Source organism: Streptomyces sp. NPDC090025, from assembly GCF_044748125.1.
In the GTDB taxonomy this organism is placed as follows: Bacteria; Actinomycetota; Actinomycetes; order Streptomycetales; family Streptomycetaceae; genus Streptomyces.
On sequence record NZ_JBIVFL010000010.1, the window covers coordinates 274986 to 296147 of the forward strand.

Consider the following 21162-nt stretch of genomic DNA (forward strand, 5'->3'; position numbering starts at 1 on the left):
TCTTTGTTCGGGCGACGGCCTCAGGGAGCAAGGCCGTCCGGATAGGGTGGACGGATGACGCGATCAGAGCAGCCAGACACCGACGCCGCACTCGTCGCCGATTCCCGTGAGCGGGCGGTACGGGCGCTTTTGCGCCATCAGCCGCTGCGCAGACTGTGGAGCGCCCAGGTCGTCGGCGGCACGGGCGACGCGCTCGCGCTGCTCGTCCTGACCCTCCTCGGCCTCCAGGCCGCGTTCACCAGCGGCGCCCTCGGCGGCGGATACCGGGGCGCGGCGTTCGCCGTCGCCGCGGTCGTCGGCGCCCGGCTGATCGCCGCCGTGCTCTTCGGCGCCGTCCTGCTCGGCCCGCTCACCGCGCTGACCGCGCCCGGCGGTCCGCTCGACCGCCGCTGGACGATGATCGGCGCCGACGGCGTACGGCTCGCGCTGCTCGTCATCGCCCCGCTGTGGATCGACTGGACCCCCGACAACGCGCTCTGGTACCTGCTCGGCACCGTCTTCCTCACCGGAGCCGCCGAACGCCTGTGGACCATCGCCAAGGACGGCGCGGCCCCCGCACTGCTGCCCGCCCCGCCGATCGAGGGCGCCGCCGTCCGGCCGCTCCCCGACCACCTCGGCGCGCTGCGCACCCTGAACCTGCGCACCTCGTTCCTCTCGGTGCCCGCCGCCGCCACCGTCCTGCTGCTCGCGACCCTGCTCGGCAATCTGCTCGGCAGCGGCATCGACTGGTTCTCCGAGCACCAGGCCGCGCTCGGCTCGTACGTCGCCGCCGGACTCTTCGCCGCGTCCGTCTCCGTCCTGATCGCCATCGAGCTGCCCGGCGGCCAGACCCCGCGTCCGCGCTCGCCCCTTGAGGGCCTGCGCCGGCCGACCGCCGCGACCGCCGTGACCGGCGGCGGCACCGGAACCGACGGCTCCGGCCCCGGCTCCGGCCCCGGTCCCGAGAAGGGCAGGACCGGTGCGCTCGGGCTGCTCGTGCTCGCCTGCGCCACCGTGGCCGGCGCCATCGCCGCGGCCGCCTCGGTCGCCGTGCTGCACGCCTACGACCTGGGCGGCGGGCCCGTCACGTACGCCCTGCTGATCCTCGCGCTCAGCGGCGCCACCGCCCTCGGCATCCGCACCGCCGGATCCGTCCTCACCGCGCTCTCCCGCCGTCGGCTGCTCGCCCTCGCGCTCGCCGTCACAGGCATCGCGCTGCTCGCCATGGGCCTGGTGCCCGACACCGCGACCGTGCTCGCGCTCGCCGCGCTCGCCGGATACGCCGCCGGAGTCGCCGCCCGCACCGGCCACAGCCTCGTCGACCAGGAGACCGAGGAGGCCCGCAGGCCCCGGATCACCGAGCACCTGCAGGCCGTCGTCCGCGTCGGCCTCGGCATCGGCGCGCTCGGCGCACCGCTGCTCGCCGCCGCGATCGGCCCGCACCGGCTCGCCTCCGGCAGCTTCGTCTTCGCCCACGGCGGCGCCGCCTTTACCCTGATGCTGATCGGCGCGCTGCTGCTGCCCGTCGCCGCGCTCGTCCTCGCCAGGACCGACGACCGCGCGGGCGTGCCGCTGCGCCGCGACCTGCGCGACGCGCTGCGCGGCGCCGACCCGGCCCAGGCGCCGTCCCCGACCGGCTTCTTCATCGCCCTGGAGGGCGGCGACGGAGCCGGGAAGTCCACCCAGGTCGAGGCGCTCGCCGAGTGGATCAGGGCCAAGGGCCACGAGGTCGTCGTCACCCGCGAGCCCGGCGCGACCCCGATCGGCAAGCGGCTCCGCTCGATCCTGCTCGACGTCTCCAGCGCGGGCCTGTCCAACCGCGCCGAGGCGCTGCTGTACGCGGCCGACCGCGCCGAACACGTCGACTCCCTGGTCAAGCCCGCCCTGGAGCGGGGCGCCGTGGTCATCTCCGACCGCTACGTCGACTCGTCCGTCGCCTACCAGGGCGCGGGCCGCGACCTGTCGCCGACCGAGATCGCCCGCATCAGCCGCTTCGCCACAGGTGGCCTCGTACCGCACCTCACCGTGCTCCTCGACGTCTCCCCGGAGACCGCCCGCGAGCGCTTCACCGAGGCCCCGGACCGGCTGGAGTCGGAGCCGCCCGAGTTCCACGCGCGCGTACGGGCCGGATTCCTCGCCCTCGCCGCCGGTGACCCGGGCCGCTACCTGGTCGTCGACGCCGGTCAGGAGCCCGCCGCCGTCACCACGGTGGTACGGCACCGGCTCGACCGGATGCTCCCGCTCTCCGCGGCCGAGGTGAAGGCCCAGGAGGAGGCCCGGCTCAAGGCCGAGGAGGAGGCCCGGCGCAAGGCGGAGGAGGAAGCCGCCCGCAAGGCCGAGGAGGAGCGCCTGGAGCGCGAGCGCCAGGAGCAGCTCGCGAAGCTGCGCGCCGAGGAGGAGGCGCGGCGCAAGGCCGAGGAGGAAGAGGCCCGCCGCGTCGAGGCCGAACGGCAGGCGGAGGAGGCCCGGCAGCGCGCCGAGGAGGCCCGGATCGCCGCCGAGGAGGAGCGCAAGCGCCGCGAGGCCGAGGAGAAGACCCGCCTCGAGGAGGAGGAACGCCGCCGCAAGGAGGCCGAGGAGGAGGCCCGGCTGCGGGCCGAGGCCGAGGAGCGGCGCCGGGAGAAGCAGCGCAAGGCCGAGGAGGCGCTGATCCGCGCCGAGGAGGCGCGCCGCCTCGCGGAGGCCGCCGCGGCGAAGGCGGCGGAGGAAGCCGCCCGCAAGGCGGCCGAGGCCGCCGCGCTCAGGGCCGCCGAGGAGCAGGCCGAGGTCGCCCGCGCGGCCGCCGACGCCCAGCGCCGGGCGGCGGAGGCGAAGGCGGTCGAGAAGGCCGCGGAGGCCAGGGCGGAGGCGGCGGCACGGGCCGCGGCCGAGCGCGAGGCCGCGGCGCGGCGGTCCCTGGAGGAGTCCGCGAACGAGGTCACGGTGGAGACGCCGATCGTGGCTCCGCACGACGCCACGGTGGAGACGCCGGTCGTGTCCCCGGGGGCGTCCTCGGGCGCTTCCCCGGCTGTGTCCCCCAACGAGGTCACCGTCCCGACGCCGGTCGTGCGGCTGGACGACGACGCGACCACGGTGATCCCGCGGATCACGGCGGGGAGCGCCGAGGGTGCCGGTGCCGGGTCCAAGGACTCGGCCAGGGGTACGGGCAAGGCCAAGGCCAAGCCGGTCGAGGACGTCGAGGAGACGGCCGTGCTGCCCGCCGTGACGGCGTCCGCCGCGCGGGACGCCGTACGGGAGAAGGACCCGGCCGACCGGGTGCCGCAGGACTTCTTCCGCGAGGAGGGGCCCGCCGGGGCGAACGACCGGACCCGTGAGCTGCCGCAGCTGGACGCGCAGGGACGGCCGAAGCGCCGCTCGGACTGGGCGGAGGAGACCCCGCTCGACGATCTGCCGACGCTCGCGGACGAGCTGCTGGGTTCGTTCGAGGAGGAGAACGGCGAGGGGCGGCGCGGCGGTACCGGCGGCGGCCGCTGAGGTTCGCCGGAGCGGGACGGAGCGGGACGGAGCGGGACGGAGCGGGACGGAGCGGGGGCTGGGCCTGATGGCCCGGCCCCCGCTCCGCTTGCGGCCCGGGTCCGTCGGGCCGGGTGCCGTCGGTGGGGCGCTGTCGGTGGGGTGCCCCACAATGGAGGGCGTACCTGAGGAGGGGCAGCAGACATGGCCGTATGGGACGACCTGGTGGGCCAGCCGCGGGTCGAGGAGCAGCTGGCCGCGGCCGCGCGCGACGCCGACGCCCTCGTGACCGCGCAGGCCGCGGGCGAGCCCGCTCCCGAGGCGTCGAAGATGACGCACGCCTGGCTGTTCACCGGGCCGCCGGGGGCGGGCCGGGACACGGCGGCGCGGGCGTTCGCGGCGGCGCTGCAGTGCGTGAGCCCGGACCGGGCGCTCGGCGGGGCACCCGGCTGCGGCTTCTGCGACGGCTGCCACACCGCTCTGGTCGGCACCCACGCGGACGTGGAGGTGGTCCGCACGGACCTGCTCTCCATCGGCGTGAAGGAGACCCGCGACCTGGTGCGCCGGGCCCAGCTGTCCCCGGCCGTCGGCCGCTGGCAGGTGATCGTCCTGGAGGACGCCGACCGGCTCACCGAGGGCGCGGCCAACGTGCTCCTGAAGGCGGTCGAGGAGCCCGCGCCGCGCACGGTGTGGCTGCTGTGCGCGCCGTCCCTCGAGGACGTGCTCCCGACGATCAGGTCCCGCTGCCGGCACCTCACCCTGACCACTCCTTCGGTGGACGCCGTCGCCGATCTGCTGATCCGCCGGGACGGCATCGAGCCGGGCGCGGCGCACGCGGCGGCGCGGGCCACCCAGGGCCACATCGACCGGGCCAGGCGGCTGGCGACCGACGAGCGGGCCCGGGCCCGCCGCGCGGTGGTCCTGAAGCTGCCGCTGCGGGTCGGTGACGTGGGCGGCGGCCTGCGGGCGGCCCAGGAGCTGATCGACGCGGCCGGCGAGGACGCCAAGCAGGTGGCCGAGGAGGTCGACGTCAAGGAGACCGAGGAGCTGAAGGCGGCCCTCGGAGCGGCCCAGGGCGGCCGGATGCCGCGCGGCACGGCCGGGGCGATGAAGGAGCTGGAGGAGCGCCAGAAGCGCCGCAGGACCAGGACCCAGCGCGACAGCCTGGACCTCGCCCTGTCCGACCTCACCGGCTTCTACCGTGACGTCCTCGCGCTGCAGCTGCGGGCGGCGAGCGCGCTCGCCAACGAGGACGTCCGCGACTCCCTGGAGCAGATCGCCCGGGACACCGCGCCGGAGCGCACGCTGCGCCGGATCGAGGCGATCCTGGCCTGCCGGGAGGCGCTCGACCGGAACGTGGCGCCGCTGCTCGCGGTGGAGGCGATGACGATGGCGCTGCGCGACTGAGCCGGGCCGCGCGGCGGGCGCGGGGTCCGGGTCCGGGTCCGTGCCGGGCGGAGTTTTCCACAGGCCGGGCAGCGGACTGGACACGCAACGTGTCGGTCCGGATACGCTCCGGGTATGTACTCCAGGCGTCTGTTCCGTATCTCGGCCACGGCCCTCACGGCGGCCGGGCTCGTCCTCTCCGGCTGCTCAGGCGGCAGTGACGCGGCCTCGCCCGCGCCGGTCGGCCCGTCGTCGTCGGCGGCGTCGACCGCGGCCCTGGGGAAGTTCTACGGGCAGAAGGTGGCCTGGCGGGACTGCGGTGTGCCGAAGTTCCAGTGCGGCACGGTGCTCGTCCCGCTCGACTACGCGAAGCCCGGCGGCCCCGAGGTGAAGCTGGCCGTCTCGCGGGTGAAGGCCACGGGCCCCGGCAAGCGGCTCGGCTCGCTCCTGGTGAACCCCGGCGGCCCCGGCGGCTCCGCCGTCGGCTACCTCCAGGGGTACGCGGGGATCGGCTACCCGGCCGCGGTCCGCGCGCGGTACGACATCGTGGGCGTCGACCCGCGCGGGGTGGCCCGCAGCGCTCCGGTGGAGTGCCTGACCGGGCCGCGGATGGACGCGTACACGCAGGTCGACGTCACCCCGGACAGCCCGGCCGAGCAGACCGCGCTCAGTGCCGCCTACAAGGGTTTCGCGGCGGCCTGCGAGCAGCACTCGGGCACGGTCCTGCCGCATGTGTCGACGGTGGAGTCGGCGCGGGACATGGACATCGTGCGGGCGGTGCTCGGTGATCCGAAGCTGACCTACGTGGGTGCCTCGTACGGGACCTTCCTCGGCGCCACGTACGCCGAGCTGTTCCCGGACCGGGTCGGGCGGCTGGTCCTCGACGGGGCGGTGGACCCGTCGCTGACGGCGGAGGAGCTGAACCGCGGGCAGACCGCGGGCTTCGAGACCGCGATCAACGCCTTCGCCGCCGACTGCGTCAGGAAGCCCGACTGCCCGCTCGGCACCCGGTCGGTCCCGGACGCCCTCGACAACCTGAAGCGCTTCTTCCGCGAGACCGACGCCAAGCCCGTCCCCACCGGCGAGACCCGCACCCTCGGCGAATCCCTCGCCACCACCGGGGTGATCGCCGCGATGTACGACGAGTCCGCCTGGCCCCAGCTCCGGGAGGCCCTGACCCGGGCCATCGACGGCGAGGGCTCGGCGCTGCTCGCGCTGGCCGACAGCTACTACGAGCGGGAGCCGGACGGCACGTACACCAATCTGATGTCGGCCAACGCGGCCGTGAACTGCCTCGACCTGCCGCCCGCGTTCCCCGGCGGCGCGCCGGACGTCGAGAAGGCGGTGCCGGCCTTCGAGAAGGAATCCCCGGTCTTCGGCCGCAACCTCGCCTGGGCCGCCCTGAACTGCACCTACTGGCCCACCCCGGCCACCGGCCACCCGCACCGCATCACCGCCGAGGGCGCCGCCCCGATCGTCGTCGTCGGCACCACCCGCGACCCCGCCACCCCCTACCGCTGGGCCCAGGGCCTCGCCGGCCAGCTCTCCTCCGGCACCCTCCTCACCTACGAGGGCGACGGCCACACCGCCTACGGCCGAGGCAGCGACTGCGTCGACACGGCGATCAACACCTACCTCCTCGACGGCACCCCACCCCCGAACGGAAAGCGCTGCTCATAGCCCCACCCACCCCCTGCTCCGGACCCCCGCGCCCGTGGTCCGGAGCACTCCTGGGAACTGTGTAGACTTGGCGACGCTGCTGCACCCACCATGGGTTCGCACGGCATGCCGCCTTAGCTCAGCTGGCCAGAGCAACGCACTCGTAATGCGTAGGTCTCGGGTTCGAATCCCGAAGGCGGCTCACTTGAAACCCCAGCTCGGACCTCGTCCGAGCTGGGGTTCTGTGTTTTCCGATCTCCTTGATGTTCCCTGGTGGTCCCCGGTGTTCGCCGGGGGACGGTGAAGGGCTGGAGGAGTGGTCATGGGTGGGGACGGCGGGCTTTCGGTGACCGAGCGGACGCGGTTGCGGCGGGGGAAGGAGAAGGGGAGTCATCGGCGGGAGGATCTGCACGCCGTGCTCGCGGGCGGGTTTCTGTGTCATCTCGGGGTGGTCGTGGACGGGGCGCCGATGGTCGTGCCGACCGTGTACGGGGTCGAGGGCGAGCTGATCTATCTGCACGGGTCGGTGGCCAGCCGGAGTCTGGTGCAGGCGCCCGGGGCCGTGGTGTGTGTGAACGTGACGCAGGTCGACGCGCTGGTGCTCGCGCGGTCCGTGTTCGAGCACAGCGTGAACTACCGGAGCGTGATGATCTACGGGGTGCCGCGGCTGGTCACCGATCCCGACGAGAAGCTGCGGGGGCTGCGGGCGCTCAGTGAGCAGTCGGCGCCCGGGCAGTGGGACTACGTGCGGCAGCCCAGCCGGAAGGAGCTCGCGGCCACCTCGCTCGTCGCCCTGGAGCTGACCGAGGCGTCCGTGAAGATCAGTGCCGGGCCGCCCGACGACGGGGAGAGCCCGGACGCCGAGCTCGGGCTGTGGGCCGGGGTGCTGCCCATCGAGACCCGGTTCGGGCAGTTGGCGGCCGACCCGGTGCTGCCCGACGGCATCGAGCCGCCCGCACACCTCACCGAGCGCCAAGGGCAGGCGCTCGGGCGCTGAGGTCGCCCGTACGGGGCAACGACCGCCGTGACCGGTCGCGGCCGGCGGGTGGTGCGGTCACCGTCGGGACGGGGGAGGACGACCCGTCGTGCGGTGAGGAGCAGCAGCCATGGCCATGAACACGGTGATCTTTCCGGTACGGGACCTGGGGCGGGGCAAGCTCCTGCTCGCCGCGCTCCTCGGCACCGCGCCCAGTATCGACCAGCCGTACTACGTCGGCTTCGACGTCGAAGGACAGCACTTCGGGCTCGACCCCTACGGCCACGACAAGGGCCTCACCGGGCCCGTGCCCTTCTGGGACGTCGACGACCTCGACGCCGTCCTCGCCGGGCTGCTCGCCGCCGGGGCCACCACCGTGCAGGAGGCCCAGGACGTCGGCGGCGGGATGCGGATCGCCAGCGTGAAGGACGCCGACGGGAACATGATCGGGATCCGGTCCGCCGCCGGGTAGCCGAGGAGGCGCGGGCTCAGGGGGCGGCGAGCAGCCGCGACAGATGGGGCGGGTCGGCCAGCGCGTCGACCGCCGTCACCCGGTCCTCCAGGACGGTGAACCGGAGCGCCGCCTTCGGCTCGCCGTCCGCCGCCTCCCACACCAGGCCCGCCGCGCCCGCCACCTCCGCCGGGCGCGCGTCCCGCAGCCGCCCCGAGACCCGGTGCGCCACCGCCCGCGCCCCGTGCGCGGGCACGGCCCCGTTCCGTACCGCCGTCGCGTCGGCCCGCAGCACCACATCCGGGTCGAGCAGCGCGAGCAGCGCCGCCCCGTCCGCCGCCCGCGCGGCCGTCAGGAACGCCGACACCACCGCGCGCTGCCGCTCCGGATCCGGCGCCGGGCGCTCCGCCGTGCCCTCCATCCGCCGCCGCGCCCGCCCCACCAGCTGGCGGGTGCCCGCCGGGGTCAGACCGACGACCGGCGCGATCGTCTCGTACGGCACCGCGAACTCCTCGTGCAGCACGAAGGCCAGCCGTTCCGACGGCGCCATCGCGTCGAGCACGTCCTCGGGACCCGACTCCCAGCCGTCCCACGGGTCCCCCGGGTCACGGAGCACCGACCGGTCCGCCTCCCGGGCGCGCAACCGGTCGAGGCACACGGCCGCGAGCTCCGGAACCCCGTCGAGGGACGGGGGAAGACCTTCCGCCCCGTCCTCACCGAGGAGGCGGAGCGCGATCGGGCGCAGCCGCTCGTCCACCGGTCCGGTCCGCCCCCGCCTAGTCGCCGTGTCCCGGGCCGCCGCTGCCGAAGCCGCCGCTGGAGATGCCGCCCCACTTGCGCTTCTCCTCGCTCGGCGGGTCGGTGGCGGCCTCGCCGCCGTCCTTCAGCTGGTACGGCATCAGCCGGTGCGCGCCGTCGGTGTGCGGCATCTCGGCGGGCTTGCGGTACTCCGACACCTCACCCGGCAGCTGATCCGTGTCGGGGCGGTGCGGCTGGGTCTCCGGGTCCGGGGGCGGCAGCTCCCTGTTCTTGACCCGGATGCCGAACATGAACGCCGCGATCAGCAGGGCGACCACGATCAGTCCGCCCAGCACCTGGGCCAGGCCGGACTGCCAGACACCGGCCGCCGTGGCGACCGGGGCCGAGTCCACGAGGAAAGTGTTCATACTCCAGGATTACCCCGTTTTGTGATGAATACGTCATCCGGAGCAGGAACGGGTTCCGATTCACGTGAAACATTTCGGCGGGCACACCGCGTCATGGAGGTGTAGCAAGCACGCGGACTCGTGACAGCGACGGAGGGGAGGGACATGAGAACGTCCCGCGCGGACGAGTTCCTGGAGTTCGCCTCGGCGCGATCAGGGCATCTGTTCCGCTCGGCCTGTCTGCTGACCAGCGGCGACATCCACCTCGCCGAGGACCTGGTGCAGGAGACCCTCGGCCGGATGTACGCCGTCTGGGGACGGATGGCCCGGGTCGGCAACCCGGCCGGTTACGCCCAGACCGTGCTCGTCCGCACCTTCCTCAGCCACCGCAGGCGCCGCTCGGCCACCGAGCGACCCCTCGGCGAGCTGCCCGACCGGGCCCCCGAGAACGGCGCCGACCCCGCCCTGCGGATCGCCCTGCTCGACGCGCTCGCCGGACTCGCCCCCAAGGACCGCGCCGTGGTGGTGCTGCGCTACTGGGAGGACCGCAGCGTCGAGGAGACCGCCGACGTCCTCAACACCAGCTCCGCCGCCGTCCGCACCCGCAGCACCCGGGCCCTGGCCACCCTGCGCAAACGGCTCGGCGGCAGCATCGCCGAGTTCGCCACCCTCTGACCCTGCCAACCCTGCTGACCCCGCCGCCCCCCGGCGCACCCTTCGGCGCGCCCCCCGCGCACCTTCACCTTCATCCACAGAACCGGAACGGTGACCTCGCCATGCCTCAGAACGCCAGCCACACCCCTTCCCCGGACCCCTTCGAGGACGAACTGAGCGCCGTTCTCCGCAGCACCGGCGACACCTTCGGTGCCGAGGACCCGCGCGAGCTCGCCACCGGCGGCCTGGTGCGCGGCCGTCGCCGGCTCGCCCGTCGCCGCACCGGCGTGATCGGCGGCGCCCTCGCCCTCGCCCTGATCGGCGTGGGCGGCGCCTACGGCGGCACCCTCCTCGGCGGCCAGGGCGACGGCACCGGATCGGGCGACCGCACCGGCCGGGAAGCCTCCGTCGCCGGGCCCAAGCCCGTGCCGCACCCCGCCGACGCGATGATCTCCGTCTCCGCCATGGCCGACGTCCTCAAGGCCAACACCCCCGCCGGAACCTGGCAGATCGACGACTCCGGCGGCATCGGCTCCGGCATCTCCGCCGTCTACGACGACGGCAAGGGCAAGGCCGCCGTCACCGTCGGCCTCTCCCGCGCCGAACGCGGCCCCGACAGCAACGCCCAGTCCCTCGTCACCTGCCCGGACAAGGTCCTCGTCCCGTACGACGACTGCACCACCGAACAGGTGCGGGGCGGACGGCTGATGATCTTCCAGGGGTACGAGTACCCCGACCGCCGGGTCGACACCAAGAACTGGCGGGCCGTGCTGCTCACCCGCGACGGCTTCCTCATCGACGTCAGCGAGTACAACGCGCCCACCGAGAAGGACTCCGCGGTCAGCCGGCCGAACCCGCCGTTCAGCCCGGCCCAGCTGAAGACCCTGGTCACGGCGCCGGGCTGGGGCCCGCTGCTCGGCCAGCTGCCGGTGCCGCTGCCCGCCGGCGGCAAGCCCTCGTCCTCGGCCTCCGCCGACGTCCCCGGGGCGCCGAAGTTCACCGACCCGTCCGCAGCCCGCATCCACGCCGCCGTGCGCGAACTGCTGCCCAAGGGCCGGAACCTCAAGGTCGTCGCCAAGGGCGGCGACCGCGGGTACGCGTACGTCGTCGTCGACGACGGCAAGGGCCGCAGCCTGATCGAGATCAACGTCCAGGGCAACATGGACGACGTCCGCGGCGACCTCTTCTCCAGCCCCGACGTCGTGACCCAGCCCGACGGCACCGTGGTGATGACGCAGAAGCGCGACGGCGAGAAGGGCGGCGCCGGGGTGGTGTGGTGGACCGCCGACACCATGGGCCCCGACGGCTTCCGCGTCGTCGTCTCCGCCTTCAACGCGGGCACCCAGCACCAGGCCGCCACCCGCTCCGAGCCCGCGCTCACCACCGAGCAGCTCAAGGACATCGCGCTCAGCCCGAAGTGGCGGGCCATGTCCTTCACGTAGCCGCGAAGCGACCCCTCTAGCCGCGAAGTGACCCCTCCGGCCGACCGGAGGGGTCACTTCGCGTCGGAGTACCGCTCCACCGTCGCCGTCGTGAACGGGAACCGCACCGGCGTGTCCCCGAAGGCGATCCGGCCGGCCTCGTCACCCGCCGCCCGGATCGCCTCGGTGACCGCCGCCGCCTCCTCCGCCGGACAGTGCACGATCACCTCGTCGTGCTGGAAGAACACCAGCTCGGCCCGCATCCCGGCGGTCGCACGGCGCAGCGCCGCCAGCATCAGCAGGGCCCACTCGGCGGCGCTGCCCTGCACCACGAAGTTACGGGTGAACCGGCCGCGGGCCCGGGAGTCGGTCGACGCGTACCCCGGGACATAGCCGTCGTCGCCGCCCGCCGTGGACTCGCCCCCGGCCTGCGGCAGACCCGCCTCGCCGTCCTCGTCGGCGCCCGCCGCCCGCGGGCTGGTGCGGCCCAGCCAGGTCCGTACGAGCCTGCCCTCCTCGCCCGCCTTCGCCGCGTCGTCCACATAGGCCACCGCGCGCGGGAAACGGCGGCGCAGCGCCGCCAGGTTCTTCAGGCCGTCCCCGCTGGTCTGCCCGTAGACCGCGCCGAGCAGCGCCAGCTTCGCGTGGTCCCGGTCGCCGGAGAACGCCCGGTCGGACAGCCGGGTGTAGAGGTCGTCGGGGTGCCCCGCGACCTCCATCAGACCCGGGTCGCGGGAGATCGCGGCCAGCACCCGCGGCTCCATCTGGTCGGCGTCCGCGACCACCAGCCGCCAGCCCTCGTCCGCGACCACCGCCTGCCGGATCACCTTGGGGATCTGCAGCGCCCCACCGCCGTTCGTGGTCCACCGCCCGGTGACCGTGCCGCCCGGCAGATACTCGGGCCGGAACCGCCCGTCCCGCACCCAGTCGCCCAGCCACGACCAGCCGTGCGCGGTCCAGATCCGGTACAGCTTCTTGTACGCGACGAGCGGCGCGACCGCCGGATGGTCCAGCTCCTCCAGCTCCCAGCGGCGGGTCGACCGCACCCGGATCCCGGCCTGCGCGAACGCCCGCACCACGTCGGCGGGCAGATCGGGCCGCACCCGCCGCCCGAACGCCGCCGACACCTCCTCCGCGAGCTCCGCGAGCCGCCGCGGCTCGCCGCCGCCCGCGTACCGCTCGCCGAGCAGCTCGTGCAGCACTTCCCGGTGCACATCGGCCCGCCACGGCAGCCCCGCCCGGTGCATCTCGGTGGCGACCAGCATCCCCGCCGACTCGGCCGCCGTCAGCAGCCGCATCCGCCCCGGATGCTCCGCCCGGTCGTGCCGCCGCTGCTGCTCCGCGTACACCTCGAGCAGCGCCTCGAAGGGCAGCGCCGTCGCCCGGCCCCCGGCCGACGGCTCGAACAGGGAGTCCTGCGCGGCCGGTTCGGCCGCGCGGACCGGCGGGTCCGGCGGCACCGGCCGGTCGTGCAGCCTGGCCCAGGCCGCGGCGGCCGACCGGGGCTCGCCGAGCCGCCCCTCGTGGCCGATCAGCAACAGCTCGGCGTCCTCGACGTCGTAGCACCGCTCGACCCGCACCCCGGCCGCCAGCAGCCGCGGATACACCTCGGCCGTCGACCGCCACACCCAGCGGGTGACCTCGGGCCGGGCGCGGACCGCCGCCACCAGGTCCGGCTCGCGCAGCACCGGACCCCCGGGCAGCCCGTCGCCGCCGAGCGGCACGAGCAGCGCCCCGTCCCCCTCCGGCTCGGGCGCGACCGCCCACCGGCCGCCGCCCCCGCGCGGCCCACCGCTCTCGTTCACAGGTACGAGTCTGGCACCCGCCACTGACAATCAGCCGGAATGCCCCTTTTGAGGCCCCCTGTGTGACCTGAGAACAGGGAAGGGAGGGTGATGTCAGGCGGCGCGGTGGAACAGGGCCGCCGCCTCGCCCCGCGAACCCACCCCCAGCTTGTTCAGGATCTTCGCGACATGGAACTTCACCGTCGACTCGCTGATGTGCAGCTCCTGCGCGATCTGCCGGTTGCGGTGCCCGAGCGCCAGATGCGTCAGCACCTCCACCTCCCGCTCGCCCAGCTCCCGCAGCGGATCGAGCGCCGTGACCGACGACTCCGGCACCGCCAGCGGAATCGTCGCCGTCAGCGTGGTGCCCCAGCCGCGCACCGTGTCCAGGTCGAGCCGCCCACCCAGCGCCTCGAGCCGGTCGATCACGCTGCCCGCCCCCAGCGGGCAGGCGTCGAGCAGCCCCGGGCCGTCGTCCCGCAGCGTCGCCCGCAGCTCGTGCTCCGTCAGCGACCAGCCCACGTGCACCCGCGACACCCGCTCCTGGTCGAGGATCACCAGGAGCAGCGCCCGCACCACCGCCCGGGCGCCGTGCGCCACGTCGCCGGGCAGTCCCCGGGTGGCGTCCGGGCCCTCGGGCGGGCCGAGTTCGAGCCGGACCGTGCTGTGCCGCAGCATCGGCCGCAGCACGTCCGCGAGCCGCGCGAACGCCTCGAAGGCCGGTTCCTCGGCGATCGTCCGGTCCCGCTGGGACGCCGCCCGCAGCTCGATCAGCGCCGAGACCGCGAGATCGGTCGCCGTCGCCCGGGCCGTCGCGTCGTCGAGCGACCGGCTGCGCAGCACCCCGAGCACCCCGGACAGGGCGGCGGCGTGCGCGTTCGACAGCTCGGCCGTCACCCGCGCGCGCGTGTCGGCCGCCGCCCGGGAACGCGCCAGCGCGCCCGGCAGCGCCTCCGAGGCGAACCGGTCGAAGTGACTGGTCACCAGGTCCCACAGGACCTGCGCCAGGGCCAGCTCGGGCTCGCCCGCCGGAGCCGCGCCCTCGTCCCGTACGAGCACCAGGACCGATCCTCGGGGCGTGGCGTCGCTCCGTACCGCCACCACCGGACGCTCCGCCCCGCCCACCTCTGCCCGCCCCTGCCACGGCCGCCCGGCCACGCCCGCGGCGAGCAGCGGCGCCAGCTCGGCCGCGGTGACCGGCGGCTCGCCGTCGGCCTCCGGCGCGCCGGTCCGCTTGAACGGCGAGTGCGCGCAGTGCGTGGACAGTTCGGCGGCGGCGCGGTGCGGGATCAGCCCGTCGAGCACCTGGGACAGCCGGGGCAGGATCGCGCCCAGCGGCTGTCGGATGACGTCATGGGCGGCCAACAGGGCATCGGTGGCGGTCAGTTCCACGGTCATGGCGTCGAGGGTACGTCGAGGGTACGGGGCCGGGGCGTCGACCGGCTGTCCTTCCGGTCAGGCGGGACTGGCCGAAAGGACGGCAGGGGTGAGGGGGTGCCCGGCGGAAGCTTGATCCAGCAGAGGACGACCGGCGCCGCGAACGGAGCCAGGAGGACGGGGAGAGACCATGGACGCGATCGTGTACGAGGAGCTCGGCGGGCCCGAGGTGCTGCGGCACGTCACGGAGGCCGAGCTGCCGGAGCCCGGCCCCGGCCAGGTGCGGGTGCGGGTGGCGGCGGCCGGGGTCAACCCGGTGGACTGGAAGCGCCGTTACGGCTGGCTGGAGGACTTCTACCCGACGACGTTCCCGGCCGTGCCGGGGCTCGAGTTCGCCGGGACGGTCGACGCGGTGGGCCCGGCGGGGGAGAGTCAGGACGGGGGGCCGGGGGCTGACACGGCGGCGGAACTCGCCGTCGGCGACGAGGTGTTCGGGTGGGTGACGTCCGGCGCCTACGCCGAGTACGCCCTCGCCGACGCCGCCTACCTGGTCCCCAAGCCCGCCGGCCTCTCCTGGGAGGCCGCGGCCGGACTCGCCGTCGCGGGCGAGACCGCCCGCCGGGTGCTCGACCTGCTCGCCACCCGCTCCGGCGAGACCCTGCTCCTGCACGGCGCGGCGGGCGCGGTCGGCGCGCTGGCCGCCCAGCTCGCCGTCGCGGACGGGCTGACCGTGATCGGCACCGCCTCCGAGCGCAACCACGCGTTCCTGCGCGAACTGGGCGTGCACCCCGTGACGTACGGCGACGGCCTCGCCGACCGGGTGCGGGCGGCGGCCCCGCAGGGCGTCGACGCCGTCTTCGACGCGGCCGGGCGCGGCGCGCTCCAGGTGTCGCTCGAACTGACCGGCGGCGAGCGGTCCCGCGTCGTCAGCATCGCGGACGCCCCGGAGGCCGCCGAACTCGGCGTCACCTTCACCGGCGTGACGGTGGAACCGGAGCTCGCCCGCCGCTGGCTCGCCGAGCAGGCCCGCATGGTCGTCGAAGGGCGACTGCGGCTCGACATCGCGGAAGTGCTGCCCCTGAAGGAGGCCGCGCGGGCACAGGAGCTGAGCGAGGCCGGGCATGTGCGGGGGAAGTTGGTGCTCGTTCCCTAGCGGGGTGAGCACGGGGTCCCGGGCCCTGGGGTCCCGGGTGGCCGGGTGGCCGGGTGGCCGGAGGGTGCGGGTGCGGGGGCCCGTATCGTCCGGCCATCCGCCGTTCCGGTGCCGTCGTCCGGGAGTCGTCCTTCGGGAGTCGTCGTTCGGTGCCCGCCGTTCCGGTGCCGTCATACGATGCCCCCGGCGGCCCGCCGCAGTCCGGTGAGCCGCCGCCAGGTCGCGCCCGCCAAGGAGTCGCCGAGGCCCGCTTCGAGCAGGGACGCGCAGTACGCCCGGGTCTCCGGCGCCGCCGTCCGCAGCGCCTCCGACAGTACGGCGAGGGCCGTGGCCGAACGGGAGCCCCCGGCGTGCGCCAGGGCGGCGAAGGTGGCGTTCCCGAGGTCGGCCGCCGCGGCGGGCGCGGTCGTCACCGGCCGGATCTCCAACGGCCCCAGCACCAGCGGCCGCAGGCTCAGCGCGGGCCAGCAGCCGAGCCCCGTCGTGAACGGCCCCGCCGACCAGCTCGCGGTCGCCCGGTCCGCGCACACGACGAGCAGCACGGCGGGCACCCCGTACCGCTCCCGCAACCGCACCAGACTGCCCGCCCACCCCCTGGCCCGCGCCGGGTCCCGCCGTCCCCGTACGTCGAGCGCGAGCACGAACGGCCCGCCGGGGGACGGCGGTTTGACCCGCAGCACGCTGTCGACGCCCGGTTCGGCCGGGAGGACGTGCACGAGGGTGCGGTCGGGCGGCGGCGGGAGGAGGCCGAGGAGCCGGAAGGCGGGGGTGGGGCTGAAGCGTGGGAGCGGGAGCACCGGCGTGGGCGTGGGAGTTGTGCTGGTGCTGACGGCGTTCTCGGTGGAGGTGTGCATGGCGGCACGCTAGGGACGCGGAGGGGGAGTGGGAGGTGCCTTTGGCATATGACCACTCGTGGGGGTGAGGGGCGTACGAGGCGGGTGTACGGGGTACGGGGCGGGCCCGGGTACGGGTACGGGACCGGGGCACGCATGTGCGCGGGCGCACCGGGGCGCGGGTCCGCGCAGGCGGGACGGGACGAGGACCCGGCTCCGACCCCTGTCCTCGTCCCGTCCCGAATTCCCACCCTCACCCGTCAGCGTGTCGACCGCCACGCGGGGAGCAGCGCCGCCGCCGTCGCGACCACCGCGCACACCCCGGTCGCCAGGGCCAGGCCCGACCACGGAACGGTCGGTGTCAGCGGCGCGGAGAGCGCCGCGAGCGCCGCCGTCAGACCGCCGATGCCCACCGCTGTGACCGCGATGCCCAGGGCGGCGCCGATGCCCACCGCGAGCAGCGACTCGCCCGCGACCGTCCGCAGGATCTGCGCCCGGGTGGCGCCCGCCAGGCGGAGGGCGGCGAGTTCCGGGCCGCGGGCCGAGGTCGCCATGAGCAGCGTGTTGGCCAGGCCGATCACCGTGTAGGCGAGCGCGATCCCGAGGACGAGGATCAGGCCGAGCCGTGCGGGGGACACGAGTGATGCGGGGGATGTGGCGGGTGCGGGAGATGCGGGGGATGTGGGGGATGTGGGGGCTGCTGTGTGCGGCGGGGCCGGGGCCTCGGCCTTCTGGGGCGCGCCCGGTGCGTTCCGTGGGGTCACGAACGGGCCGTTGCCGCCCGCGCCCCGCGCCAGGACCGCCGCCACCCGCAGCCGTACCGGACCGCTGCCGTCCGCCAGCCACACGTCCACCCGGTCGCCGATCCCGCGCTGCGCGAACTCCTCGTTCACCACGATCGAACCGTCGTCCAGGTCCCCCAGCGACCCCGCCACCACCGGCAGCCGGGCCGCCGTCGGCGCCTGCGCCCAGCGGGCCGGGTCGGCGACCGCGTGCGCCTCGTACTTGACCAGGGCCTCGGCACCGTCCCGTACGAACACCGAGGTCACGGCGGTACCGGCGGTGCCAGGCGCCTCCTCCGCGCGGGCCGCCGCCACCGTCGACGCCGAGCCGAGCAGCGTGCCGGTGAGCGCGACCGTCGCCAGGACCGGGGCGGCCACGGCGGCGGTACGGCGGACGGCCGCCGAGGTGTTCGCCCGCACCAGCGAGCCGATCGCGCCCGGCAGGCGCAGGGCCCGGGCCAGCGGCCTGACCAGGGCCGGGGAGAGCAGCGCGGCGCCCGCGATCAGGGGCATCGGCAGCATGACGTACGTCTTCCGCTTGAGGAGTTCGGCGGGCTCCGTCGCGTACGTCCAGACGAGCAGTCCAAGACCGCCGAGCAGCAGTCCCGCGCCCCACAGCGCCCGGCCGCGCGGCAGCACGTCGGCGTCGACGTCCGCGTCCCGCAGCACCGCGGCCGCGCCGGTGCGGCCGGCCCGCCGGGAGGCGGCGAGCGCGCCGGTCAGGGCGACCAGCGGCCCGGTCCAGAAGGCCACCTGGTACGGCCAGTCGCCCACCCCCGACCCGGCCGCCGGGACGGTGAGCCAGGACGGGGCCACCCCGCCCGCCACCAGCACCCGGCCCAGGACCGGCGCCGCCCAGCCGCCGAGCAGGCAGCCCGTCGCGGACGCGACCACACCGAGCAGCGCCGCCTCGCCGAGCAGCATCCGGCGGATCTGGCCCGGGGTGGCCCCGGCGGTGCGCAGCAGTCCGTACTCGCGGCGGCGCAGCGCCACCGTGAAGGCGAAGGTGGACGCGACCACGAAGACCGACACGAAGGCGGTGACCCCGCCCGCCGTGCCCAGCAGCGCGGTGAGCGAGACCAGGGCGCGGGCGTCGGCGGTGGCGTCCGGGTCGACGGCCCGTCGGTCGGGGCCGGTGAGCACGCGGGCCGAGGCCGCTGTGTTGGATGAGGTCGCGGTGCTGGGTGAGGTCGCGGTGCGGGGTGGGGCCGCCGGTTCGGCCTCGGCCTGGGCCGCGTCGGTGAAGGTGGCGACGACCGCCCGTACCTCGTCCGCCGGTCCTGCCACCCCCACCGCCACCGGTCCGCCCGGGCCGTCGAGCGACGGCGGGACGGTCACCGTCCAGCGGGCCCGCAGTTCGCGCAGGAGTTCGGCGTCCACAGGCTGTGGACGGTCCAGCGGCGCGCTCGCCACGCCCGTCCCCGGTCCGCGCCGCACCTCCAGCGACAGCCGGTCCTGCCCCTGGACGACGACGGCCGAGTCGGCGAACAGCACCGGCGGCCGGTCCGGCGCCCGCAGCACCGCCGCCAGCCCGAGCCCCGTCACGGTCAGCAGGCACACGCCGAGCGCGAGCGCCGTGAACCCGCCGAGGAGCGAGGCCCCACGGGTGCGCAGTCCGGCGAGGACGACGGTCAGCATGCCGCACCGCCCGCCGTGCTCGCCGCGTGCGCGGTAGGGGCGGTACAGGCGGTACGGGCGGTTCCGCCGAGGCCCGCCATGCGGGCGGCGACCGTCTCCGGCGTGGGCGCGGTCAGTTCGCCGTGCACCCGGCCGTCCGTCAGGAAGACGACACGGTCCGCACGGGACGCCGCCACCGGGTCGTGCGTGACCATCACGATCGTCAGACCGTCCCGGTCGACGAGGTCCCTGAGCAGGTCCAGGACGGCCCGGCCGGTCGTCGAGTCGAGCGCGCCCGTCGGCTCGTCCGCGAACAGGACCGGCGCGGGGGCGGTCGACATGGTGCCGCCCGGCCTCGTGCCCGGCCTCGTGCCCGGCACCGTGAGCAGCGCCCGGGCCAGTGCCACCCGTTGTTGCTGTCCGCCGGACAGCTCCCCCGGGCGGTGGTCCGCGCGGTCCGCGAGGCCGACCCGGGCGAGCGCCTCGCGCACGGCCGTACGGGACGGGCGGCGGCCCGCGAGCCGGTGCGGGAGCGCCACGTTCTGGGCGGCGGTCAGCGACGGCAGCAGGTTGAAGGACTGGAACACGAAACGGATCCGGTCCCGGCGCAGCAGCGTCAACCGCCGTTCGCTCAGGCCCCCGAGGGCGATCCCCGCGATCTCCGCACTGCCCGAGGTCGGGCGGTCGAGCCCGGCCGCGCACTGGAGCAGCGTCGTCTTCCCCGAGCCGGACGGGCCCATCACGGCCGTGAACGAACCCGCCGGGAGGTCGAGGTCGACGCCGTCGAGGGCCCGGACGCCCCGGTGGTGGCGGTGCAGGGCGCGCAGCCGTACGGCGGGTGTGGGGCCGAATGTGGGCGTGGGGGTGGGGACGGGGGCGGGGGTGGGGAGGTGAGCGGGGGTGGTCGGTCGCGGCTGGGGCCGGCGTCGGCGCTGGAGTGAGGGCATGCCTCAAGCCAACCGGGCGCCGGGCCGCCGATCACGACCACCAGCGGGCGTCCCCGGGGTAGGCCCAGCCCCACCCCCGCACCCCCGCCACGAACACCCCGAGCGCGCTCCGCGACCAGCGGGCCGAGAGCTCCGGACGCTCCGGTGACGAGCGGTATCGGTTCCCCCTGAGAATGGTGGTCCACGGGTGTACGTGCTGACCACGACGGTTGTGGGCCGGCCGCCCGGGACCAGCGTGACGCGGCTTGCGTGATCTTGGAAGGAGGCACATTGATGTCACAGGGGCACACCGCATGAGCGGCGGACCCGGAGCCACGGTCGAGCGCGCCCTCGCCGCCCTGTACGCCGCCGAGGGCGACGACCACGCGCTCGACACCGCCGCCTCCCTGCTCGCCGCAGACCGCACCGCCGACGCCGAACTCGCCCGGCGCGGTGAGGAGTTCGTACGCTCGCTGTGGGCCCGCGGCTGGCAGCCCGCCGATCTGTTCCGGGTCGTACGGCGCGAACTCGACGACGAGCACCTGCGGTTGACCGTCGGTCTCGTACGGGTCGAGACCGGGCGGTACGAGCGGCTGCCGCACCGGTGGCAGGGGCAGCTCGACCTTGTCGAGGGCGAACTCGGTGCCGGTGCCGGTGCCGGTGCCGCTGCCGGGACGCGGGGCGGCGACCGGTTCTCGTACGCCACCACCGTCCTGGAGCTCTACCGGCTGCTCGTCCGGCTCCCCCGGCTCGACGCCGTCGGACCCGCCCCCGGCGAGGCCCTCCCGCCCGCCGTCGCCGGAGAGCCCAAGCTCCTCGCCCGGATCCGGGCGCTGCTCGCCAAGGCCGAGGCCACCACCTACCCGGAGGAGGCCGAGGCCCTCACCGCCAAGGCGCAGGAGCTGATGGCCCGGCACAGCCTCGACGAGGCCGGGCTCGCGGCGGGCGCCCCCGCCCCCGAGACGCCCGGCGCGATCCGGATCGGCGTCGACCCGCCGTACGAGCAGGCCAAGGCGATCCTGCTCGACGCCGTCGCGACCGCGAACCACTGCCGGGCGGTGTGGAACGAGGCGTACGGCTTCTCGACCGTCGTCGGGTTCGAGGCGGACCTGGATCCGGTGGAGCTGCTGTACACGTCGCTGCTGGTGCAGGGGACGGCGGCGATGACGCGGGCGGAGGCGGAGCAGCGGGCGGGCGGACGGAAGCGTACGAAGTCGTTCCGGCAGTCGTTCCTGTTGGCGTACGCGAATCGGTTGGGGGCGAGGCTGGCGGCGACGTCGCGGCGGGTGGCGGCGGAGGAGCCGACGTTGTTGCCGGTGCTGGCTTCGCGGGAGGTGGCGGTGGGGGCGCGGACGGATGAGCTGTTTCCGGAGACGCGGGCGACGAGGGTGCGGGCGGCGTGGGACGAGGCGGGGTGGCGGGGCGGGGTGTCGGCGGCGGATCGGGCGGGGCTGGGGTCGGGGCGGGGCCGGGGGGGGGGGGGGGGGGGGGGGGGGGGGGGGGGGGGGGGGGGGGGGGGGGGGGGGGGGGGGGGGGGGGGGGGGGGGGGGGGGGGGGGGGGGGGGG

The 21162-nt window shown here is 75.5% G+C and carries 16 protein-coding genes and 1 tRNA gene; 10 read left to right on the plus strand and 7 right to left on the minus strand.

The genetic code is table 11. From position 1 onward, the window contains the following. The first annotated feature begins 54 nt into the window (after positions 1-54). The 6 genes from tmk to ACIPXM_RS23525 all read left to right on the plus strand — a co-directional run bounded on the left by tmk (position 55) and on the right by ACIPXM_RS23525 (position 7925). Positions 55-3453 carry a dTMP kinase gene (gene tmk / locus ACIPXM_RS23500; RefSeq protein WP_401658441.1) on the plus strand — a complete coding sequence of 1133 codons (3399 nt, stop codon included), beginning with the start codon at positions 55-57 and terminating at the stop codon, positions 3451-3453. 183 nt (positions 3454-3636) lie between these two features. Continuing rightward, positions 3637-4839: a DNA polymerase III subunit delta' gene (locus tag ACIPXM_RS23505; RefSeq protein WP_401658444.1), complete on the plus strand. Its 1203-nt coding sequence runs from the start codon at positions 3637-3639 to the stop codon at positions 4837-4839. Between the two features lie 114 nt (positions 4840-4953). Next, on the plus strand, positions 4954-6498 hold the full coding sequence (locus ACIPXM_RS23510) for an alpha/beta hydrolase (protein ID WP_401658447.1): 1545 nt from the start codon (positions 4954-4956) through the stop codon (positions 6496-6498). Positions 6499-6605: 107 nt separating this feature from the next. After that, positions 6606-6679, plus strand: a tRNA-Thr gene (locus ACIPXM_RS23515). 120 nt (positions 6680-6799) lie between these two features. Beyond that, entirely contained in the window at positions 6800-7474 is a 675-nt protein-coding gene (locus ACIPXM_RS23520; RefSeq protein WP_401658449.1) for a pyridoxamine 5'-phosphate oxidase family protein, read from the plus strand. Positions 7475-7583: 109 nt separating this feature from the next. Next, positions 7584-7925, plus strand: coding sequence for a VOC family protein (locus tag ACIPXM_RS23525; protein ID WP_401658452.1), 342 nt, complete (start codon positions 7584-7586; stop codon positions 7923-7925). 16 nt (positions 7926-7941) lie between these two features. Here the strand turns inward: ACIPXM_RS23525 and ACIPXM_RS23530 are convergent, their stop codons facing one another. Then, on the minus strand, positions 7942-8661 hold the full coding sequence (locus ACIPXM_RS23530; RefSeq protein WP_401658455.1) for an RNA polymerase subunit sigma-70: 720 nt from the start codon (positions 8659-8661) through the stop codon (positions 7942-7944). A gap of 19 nt (positions 8662-8680) precedes the next feature. Further along, positions 8681-9070, minus strand: a complete 390-nt coding sequence (locus ACIPXM_RS23535; RefSeq protein WP_401658457.1) for a DUF6479 family protein — start codon at positions 9068-9070, stop codon at positions 8681-8683. A gap of 144 nt (positions 9071-9214) precedes the next feature. Here ACIPXM_RS23535 and ACIPXM_RS23540 point away from each other — a divergent pair, with 144 nt between their 5' ends. Continuing rightward, positions 9215-9724 carry a SigE family RNA polymerase sigma factor gene (locus tag ACIPXM_RS23540; RefSeq protein WP_401658460.1) on the plus strand — a complete coding sequence of 170 codons (510 nt, stop codon included), beginning with the start codon at positions 9215-9217 and terminating at the stop codon, positions 9722-9724. A gap of 101 nt (positions 9725-9825) precedes the next feature. Next, the gene (locus ACIPXM_RS23545; protein ID WP_401658463.1) at positions 9826-11145 is read left to right on the plus strand and encodes a hypothetical protein; all 1320 of its coding nucleotides are present in this window, start codon (positions 9826-9828) and stop codon (positions 11143-11145) included. 53 nt (positions 11146-11198) lie between these two features. Here ACIPXM_RS23545 and ACIPXM_RS23550 read toward each other — a convergent pair whose 3' ends face one another. Both ACIPXM_RS23550 and ACIPXM_RS23555 read right to left on the minus strand, forming a co-directional pair. Continuing rightward, on the minus strand, positions 11199-12929 hold the full coding sequence (locus ACIPXM_RS23550) for a bifunctional 3'-5' exonuclease/DNA polymerase (protein ID WP_401658466.1): 1731 nt from the start codon (positions 12927-12929) through the stop codon (positions 11199-11201). 93 nt (positions 12930-13022) lie between these two features. Next, on the minus strand, positions 13023-14306 hold the full coding sequence (locus ACIPXM_RS23555) for a LuxR C-terminal-related transcriptional regulator (protein WP_401658468.1): 1284 nt from the start codon (positions 14304-14306) through the stop codon (positions 13023-13025). A 169-nt stretch (positions 14307-14475) separates the two neighbouring features. Here ACIPXM_RS23555 and ACIPXM_RS23560 point away from each other — a divergent pair, with 169 nt between their 5' ends. Then, positions 14476-15438, plus strand: a complete 963-nt coding sequence (locus tag ACIPXM_RS23560; RefSeq protein WP_401658471.1) for an NADP-dependent oxidoreductase — start codon at positions 14476-14478, stop codon at positions 15436-15438. Positions 15439-15608: 170 nt separating this feature from the next. On the opposite strand, the gene ACIPXM_RS23565 is transcribed toward ACIPXM_RS23560, so the two are convergent. From ACIPXM_RS23565 to ACIPXM_RS23575, 3 genes are all read right to left on the minus strand, one after another. Beyond that, positions 15609-16292, minus strand: a complete 684-nt coding sequence (locus ACIPXM_RS23565; protein ID WP_401658474.1) for a hypothetical protein — start codon at positions 16290-16292, stop codon at positions 15609-15611. A 239-nt stretch (positions 16293-16531) separates the two neighbouring features. Beyond that, on the minus strand, positions 16532-18691 hold the full coding sequence (locus ACIPXM_RS23570; protein WP_401658477.1) for an FtsX-like permease family protein: 2160 nt from the start codon (positions 18689-18691) through the stop codon (positions 16532-16534). Continuing rightward, the gene (locus ACIPXM_RS23575) at positions 18685-19617 is read right to left on the minus strand and encodes an ABC transporter ATP-binding protein (RefSeq protein WP_401658480.1); all 933 of its coding nucleotides are present in this window, start codon (positions 19615-19617) and stop codon (positions 18685-18687) included. The genes ACIPXM_RS23570 and ACIPXM_RS23575 overlap by 7 nt, the downstream gene beginning before the upstream one ends. Positions 19618-19910: 293 nt before the next feature. Here ACIPXM_RS23575 and ACIPXM_RS23580 point away from each other — a divergent pair. Then, a partial coding sequence (locus ACIPXM_RS23580) for a DUF2786 domain-containing protein (RefSeq protein ID WP_401658483.1) occupies positions 19911-21162 on the plus strand: 1252 nt, incomplete at its 3' end.

Excerpts from the sequence above, each read along its gene's own strand:
- ACIPXM_RS23565 (WP_401658474.1), bottom strand. The coding sequence starts at position 16,292 with ATGCACACCTCCACCGAGAACGCCGTCAGCACCAGCACAACTCCCACG.
- ACIPXM_RS23510 (WP_401658447.1), top strand. The coding sequence starts at position 4,954 with ATGTACTCCAGGCGTCTGTTCCGTATCTCGGCCACGGCCCTCACGGCG.
- ACIPXM_RS23545 (WP_401658463.1), top strand. The coding sequence starts at position 9,826 with ATGCCTCAGAACGCCAGCCACACCCCTTCCCCGGACCCCTTCGAGGAC.
- ACIPXM_RS23560 (WP_401658471.1), top strand. The coding sequence starts at position 14,476 with ATGGACGCGATCGTGTACGAGGAGCTCGGCGGGCCCGAGGTGCTGCGG.
- ACIPXM_RS23540 (WP_401658460.1), top strand. The coding sequence starts at position 9,215 with ATGAGAACGTCCCGCGCGGACGAGTTCCTGGAGTTCGCCTCGGCGCGA.
- ACIPXM_RS23555 (WP_401658468.1), bottom strand. The coding sequence starts at position 14,306 with ATGACCGTGGAACTGACCGCCACCGATGCCCTGTTGGCCGCCCATGAC.
- ACIPXM_RS23535 (WP_401658457.1), bottom strand. The coding sequence starts at position 9,070 with ATGAACACTTTCCTCGTGGACTCGGCCCCGGTCGCCACGGCGGCCGGT.
- tmk (WP_401658441.1), top strand. The coding sequence starts at position 55 with ATGACGCGATCAGAGCAGCCAGACACCGACGCCGCACTCGTCGCCGAT.
- ACIPXM_RS23575 (WP_401658480.1), bottom strand. The coding sequence starts at position 19,617 with ATGCCCTCACTCCAGCGCCGACGCCGGCCCCAGCCGCGACCGACCACC.
- ACIPXM_RS23570 (WP_401658477.1), bottom strand. The coding sequence starts at position 18,691 with ATGCTGACCGTCGTCCTCGCCGGACTGCGCACCCGTGGGGCCTCGCTC.
- ACIPXM_RS23525 (WP_401658452.1), top strand. The coding sequence starts at position 7,584 with ATGGCCATGAACACGGTGATCTTTCCGGTACGGGACCTGGGGCGGGGC.
- ACIPXM_RS23505 (WP_401658444.1), top strand. The coding sequence starts at position 3,637 with ATGGCCGTATGGGACGACCTGGTGGGCCAGCCGCGGGTCGAGGAGCAG.
- ACIPXM_RS23520 (WP_401658449.1), top strand. The coding sequence starts at position 6,800 with ATGGGTGGGGACGGCGGGCTTTCGGTGACCGAGCGGACGCGGTTGCGG.